This is a genomic window from Streptomyces sp. NPDC091281, from assembly GCF_044757425.1.
Classification (GTDB): domain Bacteria; phylum Actinomycetota; class Actinomycetes; order Streptomycetales; family Streptomycetaceae; genus Streptomyces.
Window position 1 is genome coordinate 369,296 of sequence record NZ_JBIVUY010000001.1, and the last position, 15,111, is coordinate 384,406.

Here is a 15,111-nt window from a genome sequence, read left to right on the forward strand (position 1 = left end):
TTTTGGGGGGGGTGGGGGGGGGGGGGTGGGGGGGGGGGGTGTGTGGCACGCCCCCCCCCCCCCCCCCCCCCCGGGCCCCACGCACATCCGCCGCCCGCCGGCCGCCCGCTCCCACTCATCCCCCCACTCACCCACCCACCCGCGATGAGAATTCCCTAAAAGTCGCGGAGCCGTAATCATTCGTCACTCTCGGCAGCCGATTAGGCCATGTGGAGTAACTCACAAGACGTTCCGCGGCATCTCCGCGCCCTCTTCCGCATCAACAGAACCGCCAGATGAATGGGAGATGGCGTGCACATTTGCGGGAGGCGGCGCTCACCTTGCATCGTGGTTACCGCAAGTGGGACCATTTCCCCGTTCCCTGTCGCCCCAAGGTAGGTCACCTGTGTCCCAGCGCATAGCCAAGCCCCGTACCACCGCAGTCGTCCTGGCCGGCGGCACCGGCCAGCGGGTGGGTCTGTCGATCCCCAAGCAGTTGCTGAAGATCGCCGGGAAGGCAGTCATCGAGCACACGCTGACCACCTTCGAGCAGGCGGACTCGATCGACGACATCATCGTGCTGATGGCACCGGGGTACGTCCCGGACGTCGAGAAGATCGTGGCGAAGGCGGGGTTCACCAAGGTCTCCCGGATCATCGAGGGCGGCACCACGCGCAACGAGACGACCGAGCGCGCCATCAGCGCCCTGGGCGAGGGCCTCGCGGACGGCGAGGACCTCAACGTCCTCTTCCACGACGCCGTACGCCCGCTGCTGTCGCGCCGGGTCATCGACGACTGCGTCGCCGCGCTCGACCGGTACCAGGCGGTCGACGTGGCGATCCCGTCCGCCGACACGATCATCGTGACCCGCACCCACGGCGACGACGGCGAGTTCATCACCGAGATCCCGGACCGCTCCCGGCTGCGCCGCGGCCAGACCCCGCAGGCCTTCAAGCTGTCCACGATCCGGCGGGCCTACGAGGTCGCGGCGGGCGACCCCAACTTCCAGGCCACCGACGACTGCTCGGTGGTCCTGCGCTACCTGCCGGACGTGCCGATCCACGTCGTCGCGGGCGACGAGTACAACATGAAAGTCACCCAGCCGGTCGACGTGTTCATCGCCGACAAGCTGTTCCAGCTCGGCTCCACCGCCGCGCCCGAGCAGCAGGGCGAGGACGCCTACCGCGCGCTGCTCGCCGACAAGACCCTGGTCGTCTTCGGCGGGTCGTACGGCATCGGCAAGGACATCGCGGAGCTGGCCGAGTCCTACGGCGCCCGCGTCTACGCGCTGGGCCGCTCCACCACCAACACCCACGTGGAGAACCCGGAGGAGGTCGACGACGCCCTGTCCAAGGCGTACGCCGAGACCGGGCGCATCGACTACGTCGTCAACACCGCGGGCGTGCTGCGCATCGGCAAGCTCGCCGAGACCGACAACGCGACCATCGAGGAAGCCCTCAAGGTCAACTACCTGGCGCCCGTGCAGATCGCCCGGTCGGCGTACAAGTACCTCGCCGAGACCAAGGGCCAGCTGCTGCTCTACACCTCCAGCAGCTACACCCGCGGCCGCGCCGAGTACAGCCTCTACTCCTCGACCAAGGCCGCCATGGTGAACCTCACCCAGGCCCTGTCCGACGAGTGGGCCGGGGACGGCGTCCGCGTCAACTGCGTCAACCCGGAGCGCACCGCGACCCCGATGCGGACCAAGGCCTTCGGGCAGGAGCCCGCGGGCAGCCTGCTCTCCTCCGAGGCGGTCGCGCGGACCTCGCTGGACGTGCTGCTCTCCGACCTCACCGGGCATGTGATCGACGTCCGCCAGCAGGACCCCACCGCGGACGCGAGCCGCGCCACCGGATTCGAACAGGCTCTGGCCGGTGTCCTGGACCGTCAGGACGGCGTGGCATAATCAATCTCCATTAGCCTTGAAATTCAGGCCTCTGTGGGTCCCCGTTAACCGGGAATTCACAGAGGCCTGAATCCGTAAAACTCCAGAAATCTTCACAAAGGATTTTCCGGACTTTTCGGGTCACCGACCGGCACCCCTCCCAGAGCAGGTTTCTCCGTGATAACGACCGCCATTCGCGTCGCCCGGGTGGGCGGCAGGGCCGAACTGGCCGCGGCGGCCCTCATGATGCTGGGCTATCCCTGCCTCATGCTGGCCGCACTTCTCCCGAGCACCCCCGCCTTCGCCGCCGCGGCCGCCGTGACGTATCTCGCGGACCTCTACCTCCACCGCAAGGGCAGCCGTCTCGTCGGCCTCCTCACCAAGGTGGGGGCCGGGCTGCCGACGCGCTTCCTGGTCCGGGAACTGCTGCTGGTCCTGCTGCTGGCCCGGCTCGGTGTCTCCGGCGAGGCGGTCTTCTACGCGGCGATCGGCTGCTTCATCGTCTTCTTCGGCCTCCAGGCCCCGCACGGCGCCCTGATCACCCTGATCGGCAAGCGCCGCCAGATGCCGGTCGTCACCCGCAACGTCGACCTCGTCTCCCGGCTGGCCGTCCCCGACGCCCCGCCGCGCCGCCTGCTGCGCCGGGCCGGGCTCAAGATGCTCCACCTCGACCTCGCGGCCGTCGTGGGCCTCCTCGTGTACGCGCTCACCGACGAGGCCGTCGCCGGATACGTCGGCGTCGGCGTCACCCTCGTCCTCGCCGCGGTCTACGTCCTCGCCCTCGTGCCGTACGTCCGCCCCCGGCGGCTGCCGCCCAAGGCCGACAAGGTGCTCGCCACCGTCAGCTCCTGGCTGCGCGAGTACCGCCCCGAGACGGTGCTCTACTTCTCCGGCTCCGCCGACTCCGCCTACCAGGTCAACATGTGGCTGGAGACCATGGAGCAGCTGGACACCCGGCCGCTGATCATCCTGCGCGAGCGCGCCATCATGGAGCGGATGGCCGCCACCACGGTCCCCGTCGTCTGCGTCCCCGGCGGCGTCCACCTGATGAACATGGACCTCTCCACCGTCCGCGTCGCCCTCTACGCGGCGAACGTCGGCAAGAACATCCACCTGCTGCGCGTCCCCACCATGAAGCACGTCTTCATCGGCCACGGCGACAGCGACAAGCTCGCCAGCGTCAACCCGTTCAGCAAGGTCTACGACGAGGTGTGGACCGCCGGACGCGCGGGCCGCGACCGGTACGCCATCGCCGACGTCGGCATCCGCGACGAGGACATCGCCGAGGTCGGCCGTCCCCAGCTCGCCCCCATCCAGCCCTGGCGCGGCACCCCCGCCGACCGCATTCCGACCGTGCTGTACGCGCCCACCTGGGAGGGCTGGGACGACAACCCGGGCAACACGTCGATCCTCCTCGCGGGCGAGAACATCGTGAAGAAGCTGATCGCCGCCGAGCCCCCGGTCCGCGTCCTGTACAAGCCGCACCCCTTCACCGGCACCCGCAGCGCCAAGGCGGGCGCCGCCCACCGCCGGATCGTCGCCCTGGTCAAGAAGGCCGCCGCCGACCGCGCCGCCGACGCCCGCTTCACCGCGGACCCGGCCGCGCAGACGAAGGCCAAGGCCGAGCTGACCCGGCTCAAGGCCCGCCTCGACGCGCTCTCCCTCGCCCACGACGCCCAGGCCGACGAGGCCGTCACCAGCCGCGACGGCCTGGTCGACCTGCGCAAGCACGAGGAGGCCGCCCGGCTGCGGACCGAGTGGAACGAGGCCTACTGGCGCTCCTTCCCCTCCTTCGAGCACCGCGTGATCACCGGCGCCGAACCGCGCCTGTACGACTGCTTCAACGCCTCCGAGGCGATGGTCTCCGACATCTCCAGCGTCGTCTCCGACTTCATCGCCAGCGGCAAGCCGTACGCCGTCACCGACTCGGCGGAACTCGGCGCCGACGAGTTCCGGCGGCAGAACACGGCCGTCCGGGCCGCCGTGATCCTCACCAACTCCGCCGACGACCTGGACCAGCTGCTGGCCGCCGTGCGCGACCCGGCCGCCGACCCGCTCGCCGAGGACCGCCGGGACCTGAAGAAGTACCTCCTCGGCCCCGACGAGCCCACCTCGATCCAGCAGTTCAACACCGCCGTCGCCGACCTCGCCCGCCGGGCCGAGGCCCGCAACGCCGGCCAGGCGTCCCACTCCGCGCCCTCGGCGGGCGGCACCGAGCTGCCCGACGACGTCACCGCCCCGACCCCCGGCCCCGCGGCGACCGCCTGAGCGCACCGACGGCGCCCCCGGACGCCGTACGGCCCGGCCCCCGGAGACTCACTCCGGGGGCCGAACCACTTCCCCCGTCCTGTGGCGCGGGACACACGGGGGGACCCAGGATGAGAGGTAACCAGGGCAACCCCGTCCCGTAATCCACCGTCTACCGGGTTGTCAGATCCTGGACCACCGGACCGTGGCCGTGACGAGGGAGACGAAGTGACCGTGGCGGAACCCGATGTCACTGTGATCATCGGGGCGTACGAGGCGATGCCCTACCTCGTCGAGTGCCTGGCCTCCGTGGAGGCGCAGACGCTGGACCCCGCGCGCTTCGAGGTGATCGCGGTCGACGACGGCTCCACCGACGGCACCGGCGCCTGCCTGGAGGAGTTCGCCGCCCGCTCCGCCGCGCACGTCACGGTGATCCGCCAGGACAACTCCGGCGGCCCCAGCGGCCCGCGCAACGTCGGCCTCGCCAAGGCCACCGGCCGCTACGTCTTCTTCCTCGACGCCGACGACCGGCTCGGCCCCGAGGCCCTGGAACGCATGGTCGCCGCGGCCGACCGCAACGGCACGGACGTCGTCCTCGGCCGGGTCGAGGGCGTCAACCGGCAGGCGCCCAAGTCGATGTGGAAGAAGAACCTCGACCGCACCGACGTCTTCTCCTCCAACATCAAGTTCACCCTCAGCGCGCAGAAGCTGTTCCGCCGCGCCCTGCTGGAGAAGCACGGCATGCGCTTCGACGAGTCCCTGTGGACCGGCGAGGACGCGCTGTTCACCATGGAGGCGTACTTAAGAGCGGACGGCGTCTCGGTGATCGCCGACCACACCTGCTACTACCTGGTGGGCCGCACCGACGGCAAGCACGTCACCAAGAGCGGCGGCTACCGGCTGCGCTTCGACTCCGCCCGCGCCCTGATGGACCTCCTCGCCCGCATGCTGCCGCCCGGCGCCAAGCGGGACGTGCTCATGGTCCGCCCGTTCCTGGTGACCGTCCTGCCGCAGTTCGGGCCCGTGTTCCTGCGCAACGACGAGGAGACCCGGCGCACCAAGATGGAGCTGGCCCGGCCCCTGATGGACGCCCACTGGAACGAGGGCGTCGCCCAGCGGCTGCGGGTCCACGAACGGCTGCGCCTGCACCTGGTCGCCGCCCAGCGCCCGGACCTGCTGGACGACGTCATCGCGTTCCTCCGCGACAAGCGCGAGCCCGAACCCGTCCTGCGCAAGCAGCGCACCCAGCTCTATCTGGCCTACCCGCACTTCCGGTCCCGGAAGGCGCGGGTGCCCGACCGCGTCTACCTGGCCGAGCCCCGTGAGGCCAAGGCCTACCCGGGCTGGCGCGAAGGCCCCGCTGAATCCTTCCTGCGCCGGGCGGTGCGCAAGGTGCGCCGCGAGGTGCGGCGCACGGCACGCAGAGTGCGGGCCCTCAGCACGTCCCGGACAGCCTGAGGGCGCGCCGCGCCTCGTGCGAGGGCACGCCACGTCGCCGGGGGGCGTGCGTGCCCCGCGTCGTGCATGGGCGTGCCCCCGTCGCCGGGGACGGGCGGGCTACTTCGAGGGCTTGAGGGCGCGCCGCAGCGGGCCGCCCACCACGCGCCGGGCGCGGCGGTAGATCGACGGCGAGGGCAGCGCGCTGCGGGCCGCCGCGGCGGCCTTCGCACCGGCCCGGCTCTTCGCCAGGTCCCGCTTCAACTGGGTGTTGTGCGCGTCCAGTTCGGTGATCCGCTGCTGGAGCCAGCCGAACCGGCCGGCGAGCGAGGCGAGGTCGGTGTCGAGCCACGGCCGGACCCCGGGCGGGAAGGACAGCGACCGCAGGCGCTTGTCGAAGGCGGCGCCACCGTCGCCGTGCGTGAAGGTGTTGCGCAGGCCGTTGCGGTCGAGGAACCCCGTGAAGCGGTCGAAGCGCTCCTTGTGGTTACGGGTCAGCGGCCCGAAGTCGGCCTCCGCGTACAGCTCGGCCGGGTCGAGGTCGGCCGGTACCTCGTTGAGCAGCCGGTGCGGGATCTCGAAGTAGCGGCACAGCTCCAGCGTGCGGGAGTCGAAGGCCAGCACGGTCGCGGGGGTGCCCGCCAGCAGCGCCGCGATGTTGCCGTGGATGCGGGAGCCGAAGGAGTAGTCGTAGCCGCTGAGGTCGTCGAACCAGGTGACCGGGTCCATGTACACGCGGACCTTGTCCTCGCGGTACATCGGGTGGTCGGGGTGGGTGGGCATCTGGGTGACCCGGCCGTTCGCCGAGTTCACGTCCCGCCAGTGCAGCTGCTTGGCGTCGGTGAGGTTCTGGCCTATGTAGGTCAGGTTCGGGTAGCGCGCGTGGGTGCGGGTGATGACCTTGTGCAGGCCCCCGCTGCGGACGGCGGTGTGCGAGCCGTTGATCGCTATGCGGGACGCGGCGGTCAGCTCCGGGACCCGCTTCTCGACGGTGAGCGCCTCGCCGTGCAGGAAGAGCGACGGACAGCCGATGACCTCGACGTCCCGGAAGCCCATGCCGGTGAGGTACTTCTCGGTGAACTCGCCCCGGACGCCGATGGAGGCGCTGCGCTCCAGCACGGCGGAGCAGAACGCCCGCACCGTGGGCTCCATGGCCTTCAGCCGCCCCGCGTCCTGGTCCAGGCCCGCCTGCGCGCCGACGCCCAGGATGACCACCGGGATCTTCAGCTTGCCTATGAGCCGGGTCAGCCGCTGGAGGCCCGGCTCGAAGCTGGGCCGGAAGGCGTTGGCGAGCGGGACGACGAAGGCGTCGTACTCCTCGTTGATCCGCCCGGCCGCCGCGACCTCGGTCCGCATGCCGTTGGACACCACCTCGGTGCCCGGCATCGAGAGGATCTTGTGAGCGGCATCGCTGAAGATCAGGTTGCCGGAGTTGGTGGCTATCACGTCTCTGTGCAGGGCTTCTTCGAGCGACAGGACGTCGAAGGGGCTCTTCCCGGACCTCAGCAGTATGCGCTTCACACGGCGAACTTTATGTGACTCAAAGTTCAAAATGAATTTGAGTTCTCTTCAAGTTTCCGGCGGAACCGGTACAACCTTTTTGCCGTACACATAGCGTGAGCGAACGGCGTGTCCGTCGTGACTGTCCGCCTCGTGAAACCCCGGCGCGGCCTCCGCCCCCCTTCGCGTAGATTGCCTGGCGGGCAGCCGTGGGGACCGGAGCGAGAGGCGCATCACAACGTGGCAGGGGCAAGGCAGGCCGTGGGCGAGGCCCGCAGGATCGTCGTCAAGGTGGGCTCCTCGTCGCTGACGACCGCCGCGGGCGGCCTCGACGCCGACCGGGTCGACGCGCTCGTCGACGTCCTGGCCAAGAGCCGCAGCGGGGGAGAGCGCGAGATCGTCCTCGTCTCCTCCGGCGCCATCGCCGCCGGACTCGCCCCGCTGGGCCTGCGCCGCCGCCCCCGTGACCTCGCCCGCCAGCAGGCCGCCGCCAGCGTCGGCCAGGGCCTCCTCGTCGCCCGCTACACCGCCTCCTTCGCCCGCTACGCCGTCCGGGTGGGCCAGGTCCTGCTGACCTCCGACGACATGAGCCGCCGCGCCCACCACCGCAACGCCGCGCGGACCCTGGACAAGCTGCTCGCGATGGGCGCGTTCCCGATCGTCAACGAGAACGACACCGTCGCCACCGACGAGATCCGCTTCGGCGACAACGACCGCCTCGCCGCCCTCGTCGCCCACCTCGTCCACGCCGACCTCCTCGTCCTCCTCTCCGACGTGGACGGCGTCTACGACGGCGACCCCGGCCGCCCCGGCACCTCCCGCATCGCCGAGGTCCGCGACCCCGGCGACCTGGCCGGCGTCGAGATCGGCAGCAGCGGCAAGGCGGGCGTCGGCACCGGCGGCATGGTCACCAAGGTCGAGGCCGCCCGGATCGCCGCCGCCGCGGGCATCCCCGTCGTCCTCACCAGCGCCGTCCACGCCGCCGACGCGCTCTCCGGCGGCGACACCGGCACCTACTTCCACGCCACCGGCAGACGCTCCGCCGACCGCCTGCTGTGGCTCCAGCACGCCTCCACCCCGCAGGGCTCGCTCACCCTCGACGACGGCGCCGTCCGCGCCGTCGTCGACCGCCGTACGTCCCTGCTGCCCGCCGGGATCGCCGGGGTCGAGGGCGAGTTCAGCGCGGGCGACCCGGTGGAGCTGCGGGACGGCTCCGGGAAGGCGGTGGCCCGCGGACTCGTCAACTTCGACGCCCGGGAGATCCCCCGCCTGATCGGCCGGTCCACCCGCGAACTGGCGCGCGAACTCGGCGCCCAGTACGAGCGCGAGGTCGTCCACCGCGACGACCTGGTGATCCTCCAGCCCTGACACCCGGCGCCCCGCCCGCCCGGGAAACCCGCCCCACCCCTGCCCGCCCGCCGTCCCGCCCGTACGGCTCCCGCCGCGCGCGCCGTGCGCGGGCGGCGCCGGGCACCGTCGAACGCGCCCGCGCCGACCCGGTCGAACGTCCCGTGCCGGTGGGGGACGTTCCGTGAAACCGCCCCACGGAGCGCTGCGGCCTGCTCCACTTTGTCTCGGGGACACATTCCGCGGGACACGTTTCCGCGCGAGCGCCGTGTGAAGGAGGCCGTCGTGAGACGAGTACGCCCTGGGGTGGCAGCCGCCCGTGGGAGTACCGGCGCCTCCGGCGCGCCCGCACCGCGCGCGGCGACCGCGTCCCGCGCGCCGGGTGAGGAGCGGGCCCTGACCAGTGTGGCCGCCGGGGTGAGCTACCTCGGCCCGGCCGAGGACGTCGAGCGGACCCGCCCCGAGGACCTGCCCCGGCTCTGGCACGTCACCCTCAGCGTCTCCGGCGACCGGGCCCCGCTGACGGAGGTCCGCCGCGCCCTCGAACAGCTCGCCCACGACCACCCCTTCCTCCTGACCAGCCGCTACGCCGTCGACCACGCCGAGATCCGCTACTGGGAGGAGGCCCGCGACCTGCACGACGCGGCGGCCGTCGCCCTGCGGCTGTGGGGCGAGCACCGGCAGACGGCCGGGCTGCCGCCCTGGGAGATCGTCGGCCTGGAGGTCATCGACCGGCAGACCTACCACCAGCGCATCGCCGAGGGCTACGGCCCCGCCCCGGCGACCCCGGTCGGGGTCCACCCCTACTGACCGGGGCCGGGTCCCTAGGGGGAGTCCGGGGCGCGCTCGGGGGAGTCCGGGGGCGCGCGCTGCGGGGCGTCCCGCGGTGGCGCCCGTACGTCTCGGGGCGGCGCCCGTACGTCTCGGGGTGTGGAACGAGCGGTGGACGCCTCCCGGCCCCGCACTACCCTTCCCGTATGACCACGCTCTCGCCGTACGACGCCCTCTCCCCGGTGACCCAGGCCGCCTACCGCGCCAAGGCGGCCGCCGCCGACCTCGCGCCGCTGCCCCGGTCCGCCAAGGACGACGCGCTGCTCGCCATCGCGGACGCCCTGGAGGTCCGTACGGCCGAGATCGTCGAGGCCAACGCCCAGGACATCGCCAAGGCCCGCGAGGCCGGCACCAGCGAGGCGATCGTCGACCGGCTGACCCTCACCCCGGAACGGGTGCGGGCCATCGCCTCCGACGTCCGGGACGTCGTCGCGCTGCCCGACCCGGTCGGCGAGGTCGTCCGCGGCTCCACCCTCCCCAACGGCATCGACCTGCGCCAGGTCCGCGTCCCGCTCGGCGTGGTCGGCATCATCTACGAGGCCCGCCCCAACGTCACCGTCGACGCCGCCGCCCTCTGCCTCAAGTCCGGCAACGCGGTCCTGCTGCGCGGCTCGGCCTCCGCCTACGCCTCGAACACCGCCCTCGTCCGGGTGATCCGCGACGCCGTCGGCGGCGCCGGGCTGCCCGCCGACGCGGTCCAGCTGGTGCCCGGCGAGGGCCGGGAGAGCGTGCGCGAGCTGATGCGCGCCCGCGGCCTCGTCGACGTGCTGATCCCGCGCGGCGGCGCCTCGCTGATCCGTACGGTCGTATCGGAGTCCACCGTTCCGGTGATCGAGACCGGCACCGGCAACTGCCACGTCTACGTCGACGCGCAGGCCGACCTCGACATGGCCGTCGAGATCCTCGTCAACTCCAAGGCGCACCGCGTCAGCGTCTGCAACGCCGCCGAGACCCTCCTCGTCCACCAGGACATCGCCCCCGAGTTCCTGCCCCGCGCCCTCGACGCGCTCGCCGACGCCGGGGTCACCGTCCACGCCGACGAGCGCGTCCTCGCGTACGCCAAGGACTCCCGCGCGACGGTCGTCGAGGCCACGCCCGAGGACTGGGAGACCGAGTACCTCTCCCACGACATCGCCGCCGCCGTCGTCGACTCCCTCGACAAGGCGGTCGAGCACATCCGGCTGTGGACCTCCGGCCACACCGAGGCGATCGTCACCACCTCGCAGCAGGCCGCCCGCCGTTTCACCCAGTTGGTCGACTCCACCACGGTGGCCGTGAACGCCTCCACCCGCTTCACCGACGGCGGCCAGTTCGGCTTCGGCGCCGAGATCGGCATCTCCACCCAGAAGCTCCACGCCCGCGGCCCCATGGGCCTGCCGGAGCTGACCAGCACCAAGTACATCGTCACCGGCGACGGGCACGTCCGCCGCTGATCCGGCCCCGCCCGGCGGCGGCGGGTCCGCAACCGGACCCCGTCTCAGCAGGCGGATGAATTTCCGTTCCGCCTGCCCAAATTGACCCCCCAGGTCTACTCTGGACGCGTGCCGGAGGACGTGGGGGGTACGCCGTTCCCTGACGGCTGGGAGCCCGACGACGACCACGACCGCGGAGTGTCGGACGAAGAGTTCGCCTCCGTGGTGTTCGACGAGGCCTTCGTCCAGGCCGCCGCCGTCCACGAGCCGACCGCCGTCGAACGCCTGCTGGCCGCGGCCCAGGCCCGCGCCGAGGCCTCCGAGGCCGAGGCCCGCCGCTCCCGCCGCGACCGCTACGACGACCTCCACGGGCCCGCCGCCCACCGCCGCCACGGCCCCGACGGCGCCTTCGACGACGAGGACGAGTACGCCGACGATCCCGACGACCCGGACGGCTGGGACGGCCGCCACGGCCTCTTCGGGACTTACGGCAAGCAGGTCCGCTGGCACCGCCCGGTCGCCTGGATCCTCGCCCTGCTGATGGGTGTCGGCATGGTCGTGCTGGCCTTCGCCGCCGTCTACCGGGGCGCCTCCTCGCACAGCCGCGACCAGGGACCCTCGCCCGCCCCGACCGGCCTGGAGCAGGGCGCCGCCCGCATCCCCGCCGCCTCCGCCCCGCCGCCCGACGCATCCGCCGCGCCCGGCGGCCCCTCGGCCGCCGCCGAACAGTCCTGGCCACCGGTCTCCGCGGTCCCGGTCACCCCCTGACGACCGCCGCCGGACACCCCGCCCACGGGGGCGCCGGACACCTCGCCGACTGGGTGAGAACATGTCAGAACTTGTCGTACGGGCGGGCGTTTACCCGCGCGCCCCGCGACCTACTCTGAAGGTATGGGCGGATCCGGAAAGCCACCGGAGGGAACACCCGAGGGCACCCCCGGCGGGAGCGAGGACGAGTACCGATCCGTCGTCTTCGACGAATCGTTCGTCCGCGCTGCCCGCCTCCAGGAGTACTCCGCCGAGGAACGCATCGCCGACCACGCCCCGGCCGTCCGCCGCCGCCCGCCCCTGCACCGGGGGTTGTCCCGGCAGGCCCTCGCCCTGGTCGTGCTCGTCGCGCTCGCCTTCGGCACCGCGATCTTCCTGGGCGTCCGCACCCCGTACCAGAACCCGGCCGCCCGCCGCCCGGCCGAGCCGCTGCGGATGACCGTCATCCCGCTCTCCCCGCGCGGCGCCGTCCCCGGCGCGGCCGACACCGACCTCCTCTTCGCGGCGAGCCCGGCCGCGCAGTACCGGGTGGGCGCCGAGGGCATCCCGCTGCCGCCCTCGCGGCGCACCGCGCACTTCTCCGACAGCCAGGTCGTCACCGCGCTGACCACCGCCAAGGACTACATCGTGCGGTCCTCGCTCTACCCCGAGGTGCTCACCGGGCAGCAGGTCCGGCCGGTACGGGTGCTGCTCGACCCCGACCAGCTCGACCAGTTCGACGAGAGCTTCACCCATCCGGCCGCCGACGGACGGCACGCGCCCACCGGCTGGCTGGTCCGCTTCGACCCCTCGCGGGCCGAGCTGGCGGACCGCCGCGTCCGGGTCCAGGGCACCCTCCAGGCCGCCGAGACCGACGCCTCCACCCTGGAGGTCACCGCCGACCACACCTTCGTCTACGCCCTGCGCCCGGCCGGCGCCGACACGAAGGCCCCGGCCTCCCTCTTCACCGTCCGGCGCGAACTCCAGTTCCGCTTCGACCGGGACGACCTGCGGCTGCGCCAGACCCAGCTGATCGTCTCCTACGTCCAGGCCGGACCGCTGTCCTGCGCGGAGGACGCCACGAACCATCTCCGGCCGCTGCTGGCCGGCCAGACCGCCAAGGAGGGCGGCCCGGCCGGCACCGACCCGTACGCGACGGGCGGCGCCACGGCCCTGTGCGGGACGCTCGCCGCCAGCGCCCAGCCGAAGGTCTGAGCCCGCGTCCGAGCCACGAGCCCGGCGGGCCGGACGCCGGGCCCGGCGTCCGGCGGGACCACGCGGAAGCCGCCCGGCGCCGGACCGGGCCGCGCCGGGGTCGCCTCAGCGAGGTCGCCTCAGTCGCCGTCGCGCGGCGGGGCGTCCGTCGGGCGGTCCTTCGGCGGGGCGGAACCGGTGAAGCCGTCGAAGCCGCGCCGCACCCGGCCGCCCAGCGTGCCCGCACCGCCCGCGATGTCGTTGACCAGCTTCATCAGCGGGTCCTTGGACGTCTTCACGTGGTCCGCGTAGTGCGAGGCCGACTCGCGGAAGGAGTCGGTCACCGAGGTGTCCTTGTCCTCGTCCCGGCGCGGGTAGTGGCCGTCCATGATCCGCTGGTGGTCGCGGGACTCGGCCCACTTCTTCAGCTCCGCCGCGCGCACCGTGGTGAACGGGTGCGAGCGGGGCAGCACGTTCAGGATCTTCAGCACGGAGTCGCGCAGGTCGCCGCCCGCCTCGTACTCCTCGGCCTGCTCCAGGAACGCGTCCACGTTCATCTCGTGGAGGTGGTTGCCGCCCGCGATCTTCATCAGGCCGCGCATCGACGCCTGGAGGTCCTGGCCGACCAGCAGGCCCGCCCGGTCGGCCGACAGCTCCGACTTGCGGAACCACTCGCGCAGCGCCGTCACGATCGCCATGATCGCCACCGCGCCCAGCGGGATCCACGCCACCCGCAGCGCCAGGTTCGTCAGGAACAGCAGGATCGTGCGGTACACCGAGTGGCCGGAGAGGGCGTGGCCCACCTCGTGCCCGATGACCGCGCGCATCTCCTCCTCGTCGAGCAGCTCGACCAGGCCGGTGGTGACGACGATGATCGGCTCGTCCAGGCCGATGCACATCGCGTTGGGCTGCGGGTCCTGGTTGACGTACATCGGCGGGACCTTCTCCAGGTCCAGGATGTGACAGGCGTCCCGCAGCATGTCGTGCAGGTGGTGGAACTGCCGGTCGGAGACGCGCACCGAGTCGGAGAGGAACAGCAGCCGCAGACTGCGCTCGGGCAGCAGCCCGCTGAGCGCCTTGAACACCGTGTCGAAGCCGCTGAGCTTGCGCAGCGCGACCAGGGCGGAGCGGTCCGCCGGGTGCTCGTACGCGCGCGAGGAGATGCCGGGGAAGCGCCTGCGCTGCCTGCTCGGCACGTGCTCGTGCCCGTTCTGCTGGTGGCCGTCGTCGGACATGTCTTCCCCCATGTGCGTGAGAGGTTGCCTGTCTGTGTGCGGTCCCTTTGCGGACCCTTGTGCAGCCCTTTGCGCCCCCGGAGCAGGTGCCACCCTAGGCGGAGTTACCGTGGACGGGCACCACACCGAAGGAGTCCCGCGTCATGGAGCACACCCCCGCCACCGCCTGGATCGCCTCTGCCGCCGAGCAGCAAGGAGCGGGGAATCTGCTCCGGGTCGTACTGATCGTGATGGTGCTGGGTTGCGCGGTGACGGCCTGGTTCCTGTTGCGGGGCTACAAGCGGGAAGACGACTGACCCGTCGCGAAGGTTCCCGGACCCGCCGCGGGCCGTCCGGCCGGTGCCCGCATACGATGGGCCGACGTCTTTATCCCGCCCACACCGGATAGGTCCTGCCGAAGATGAGCTTCCACAGCGCCGCTGCCCAGTTGGTCACCCTCGCCGCCGAGTCTGAGGAGAAGGGCGGCAACCACGAGAGCCTGAACCCGGTGGTCACCGGCGTGGGCGCGTTCGCCGTCCTGATGCTGCTGCTGTGGATCACCACCCGCTTCAACCGCGACCGCTGAGCACCTTGTTCGTACCCGGGGCCATACCGGGGCACTCCGGGCCCGCCCCGCGCGGGGCCCGCAGAACGGGCCGGTAGGGTCTGCACGCATGGGAGAGCAGGACATGCCGACCGGCCCGTCCACCGGTCCTTCGAACCCCGGCAAGCGCCGCCTCGGCGTCATGGGCGGGACGTTCGACCCGATCCACCACGGACACCTCGTGGCGGCCAGTGAGGTCGCCGCGCGGTTCCACCTGGACGAGGTCGTGTTCGTGCCGACCGGCGAGCCCTGGCAGAAGAGCCACCGCAGGGTCTCCCCGGCCGAGGACCGCTACCTCATGACGGTCGTCGCCACCGTCGAGAACCCGCAGTTCTCCGTCAGCCGCATCGACATCGACCGGGGCGGCCCCACCTACACCGTGGACACCCTGCGGGACCTGCGCTCCCTCAACGCCGACGCCGACCTGTTCTTCATCACCGGCGCGGACGCCCTCGGCCAGATCCTGACCTGGCGGGACAGCGAGGAACTCTTCTCCCTGGCCCACTTCGTGGGCGTCACCCGGCCCGGCCACAACCTTGCCGACCCCGGCCTCCCCGAGGGCGGCGTCTCCCTCGTCGAGGTGCCCGCCCTGGCCATCTCCTCGACGGACTGCCGTGCGAGAGTCGCCAAGGGCGACCCCGTCTGGTACCTGGTGCCGGACGGTGTCGTGCGCTACATCGACAAGCGCGAGCTGTACCGCGGCGAGTGAGCCGA

At 72.0% G+C, this 15,111-nt stretch carries 13 protein-coding genes; 11 read left to right on the forward strand and 2 right to left on the reverse strand.

Annotation, left to right across the window (positions count from 1 at the left end; all coding sequences use genetic code 11):
- Window positions 1-385: 385 nt before the first annotated feature.
- The 3 genes from ACIQPQ_RS01585 (at window position 386) to ACIQPQ_RS01595 (ending at window position 5,569) form a co-directional block, all read left to right on the forward strand.
- Window positions 386-1,885 carry an SDR family NAD(P)-dependent oxidoreductase gene (locus ACIQPQ_RS01585; protein WP_383767546.1) on the forward strand — a complete coding sequence of 500 codons (1,500 nt, stop codon included), beginning with the start codon at window positions 386-388 and terminating at the stop codon, window positions 1,883-1,885.
- A gap of 156 nt (window positions 1,886-2,041) precedes the next feature.
- A complete protein-coding gene (locus ACIQPQ_RS01590) occupies window positions 2,042-4,132 on the forward strand; it encodes a hypothetical protein (protein ID WP_401298290.1) in 2,091 nt (696 codons plus the stop codon).
- Window positions 4,133-4,339: 207 nt separating this feature from the next.
- Window positions 4,340-5,569: a glycosyltransferase family 2 protein gene (locus ACIQPQ_RS01595; RefSeq protein ID WP_401298293.1), complete on the forward strand. Its 1,230-nt coding sequence runs from the start codon at window positions 4,340-4,342 to the stop codon at window positions 5,567-5,569.
- Between the two features lie 99 nt (window positions 5,570-5,668).
- Here the strand turns inward: ACIQPQ_RS01595 and ACIQPQ_RS01600 are convergent, their stop codons facing one another.
- A complete protein-coding gene (locus ACIQPQ_RS01600) occupies window positions 5,669-7,069 on the reverse strand; it encodes a polysaccharide pyruvyl transferase family protein (protein WP_401298296.1) in 1,401 nt (466 codons plus the stop codon).
- 240 nt (window positions 7,070-7,309) lie between these two features.
- On the opposite strand from ACIQPQ_RS01600, the gene proB reads away from it, so the two are divergent.
- The 5 genes from proB (at window position 7,310) to ACIQPQ_RS01625 (ending at window position 12,600) form a co-directional block, all read left to right on the forward strand.
- The gene (gene proB / locus ACIQPQ_RS01605) at window positions 7,310-8,416 is read left to right on the forward strand and encodes a glutamate 5-kinase (protein WP_401299566.1); all 1,107 of its coding nucleotides are present in this window, start codon (window positions 7,310-7,312) and stop codon (window positions 8,414-8,416) included.
- Between the two features lie 264 nt (window positions 8,417-8,680).
- The gene (locus tag ACIQPQ_RS01610) at window positions 8,681-9,205 is read left to right on the forward strand and encodes a hypothetical protein (RefSeq protein WP_383767535.1); all 525 of its coding nucleotides are present in this window, start codon (window positions 8,681-8,683) and stop codon (window positions 9,203-9,205) included.
- Between the two features lie 167 nt (window positions 9,206-9,372).
- Window positions 9,373-10,659: a glutamate-5-semialdehyde dehydrogenase gene (locus ACIQPQ_RS01615; RefSeq protein ID WP_401298299.1), complete on the forward strand. Its 1,287-nt coding sequence runs from the start codon at window positions 9,373-9,375 to the stop codon at window positions 10,657-10,659.
- Window positions 10,660-10,767: 108 nt separating this feature from the next.
- A complete protein-coding gene (locus ACIQPQ_RS01620; protein ID WP_401298302.1) occupies window positions 10,768-11,406 on the forward strand; it encodes a hypothetical protein in 639 nt (212 codons plus the stop codon).
- A gap of 123 nt (window positions 11,407-11,529) precedes the next feature.
- The gene (locus tag ACIQPQ_RS01625; protein WP_401298304.1) at window positions 11,530-12,600 is read left to right on the forward strand and encodes a hypothetical protein; all 1,071 of its coding nucleotides are present in this window, start codon (window positions 11,530-11,532) and stop codon (window positions 12,598-12,600) included.
- Window positions 12,601-12,719: 119 nt separating this feature from the next.
- Here the strand turns inward: ACIQPQ_RS01625 and ACIQPQ_RS01630 are convergent, their stop codons facing one another.
- Window positions 12,720-13,814 carry a M48 family metallopeptidase gene (locus ACIQPQ_RS01630; RefSeq protein WP_401298307.1) on the reverse strand — a complete coding sequence of 365 codons (1,095 nt, stop codon included), beginning with the start codon at window positions 13,812-13,814 and terminating at the stop codon, window positions 12,720-12,722.
- A gap of 143 nt (window positions 13,815-13,957) precedes the next feature.
- On the opposite strand from ACIQPQ_RS01630, the gene ACIQPQ_RS01635 reads away from it, so the two are divergent.
- From ACIQPQ_RS01635 to nadD, 3 genes are all read left to right on the forward strand, one after another.
- Entirely contained in the window at window positions 13,958-14,110 is a 153-nt protein-coding gene (locus tag ACIQPQ_RS01635; protein ID WP_383767521.1) for a hypothetical protein, read from the forward strand.
- A gap of 104 nt (window positions 14,111-14,214) precedes the next feature.
- A complete protein-coding gene (locus ACIQPQ_RS01640; RefSeq protein ID WP_383767519.1) occupies window positions 14,215-14,379 on the forward strand; it encodes a hypothetical protein in 165 nt (54 codons plus the stop codon).
- Between the two features lie 88 nt (window positions 14,380-14,467).
- The gene (gene nadD / locus ACIQPQ_RS01645; protein ID WP_383767516.1) at window positions 14,468-15,106 is read left to right on the forward strand and encodes a nicotinate-nucleotide adenylyltransferase; all 639 of its coding nucleotides are present in this window, start codon (window positions 14,468-14,470) and stop codon (window positions 15,104-15,106) included.
- The last annotated feature ends 5 nt before the right edge of the window (window positions 15,107-15,111 follow it).

Excerpts from the sequence above, each read along its gene's own strand:
- ACIQPQ_RS01630 (WP_401298307.1), bottom strand. The coding sequence starts at position 13,814 with ATGTCCGACGACGGCCACCAGCAGAACGGGCACGAGCACGTGCCGAGC.
- ACIQPQ_RS01625 (WP_401298304.1), top strand. The coding sequence starts at position 11,530 with ATGGGCGGATCCGGAAAGCCACCGGAGGGAACACCCGAGGGCACCCCC.
- ACIQPQ_RS01615 (WP_401298299.1), top strand. The coding sequence starts at position 9,373 with ATGACCACGCTCTCGCCGTACGACGCCCTCTCCCCGGTGACCCAGGCC.
- nadD (WP_383767516.1), top strand. The coding sequence starts at position 14,468 with ATGGGAGAGCAGGACATGCCGACCGGCCCGTCCACCGGTCCTTCGAAC.
- ACIQPQ_RS01635 (WP_383767521.1), top strand. The coding sequence starts at position 13,958 with ATGGAGCACACCCCCGCCACCGCCTGGATCGCCTCTGCCGCCGAGCAG.
- ACIQPQ_RS01640 (WP_383767519.1), top strand. The coding sequence starts at position 14,215 with ATGAGCTTCCACAGCGCCGCTGCCCAGTTGGTCACCCTCGCCGCCGAG.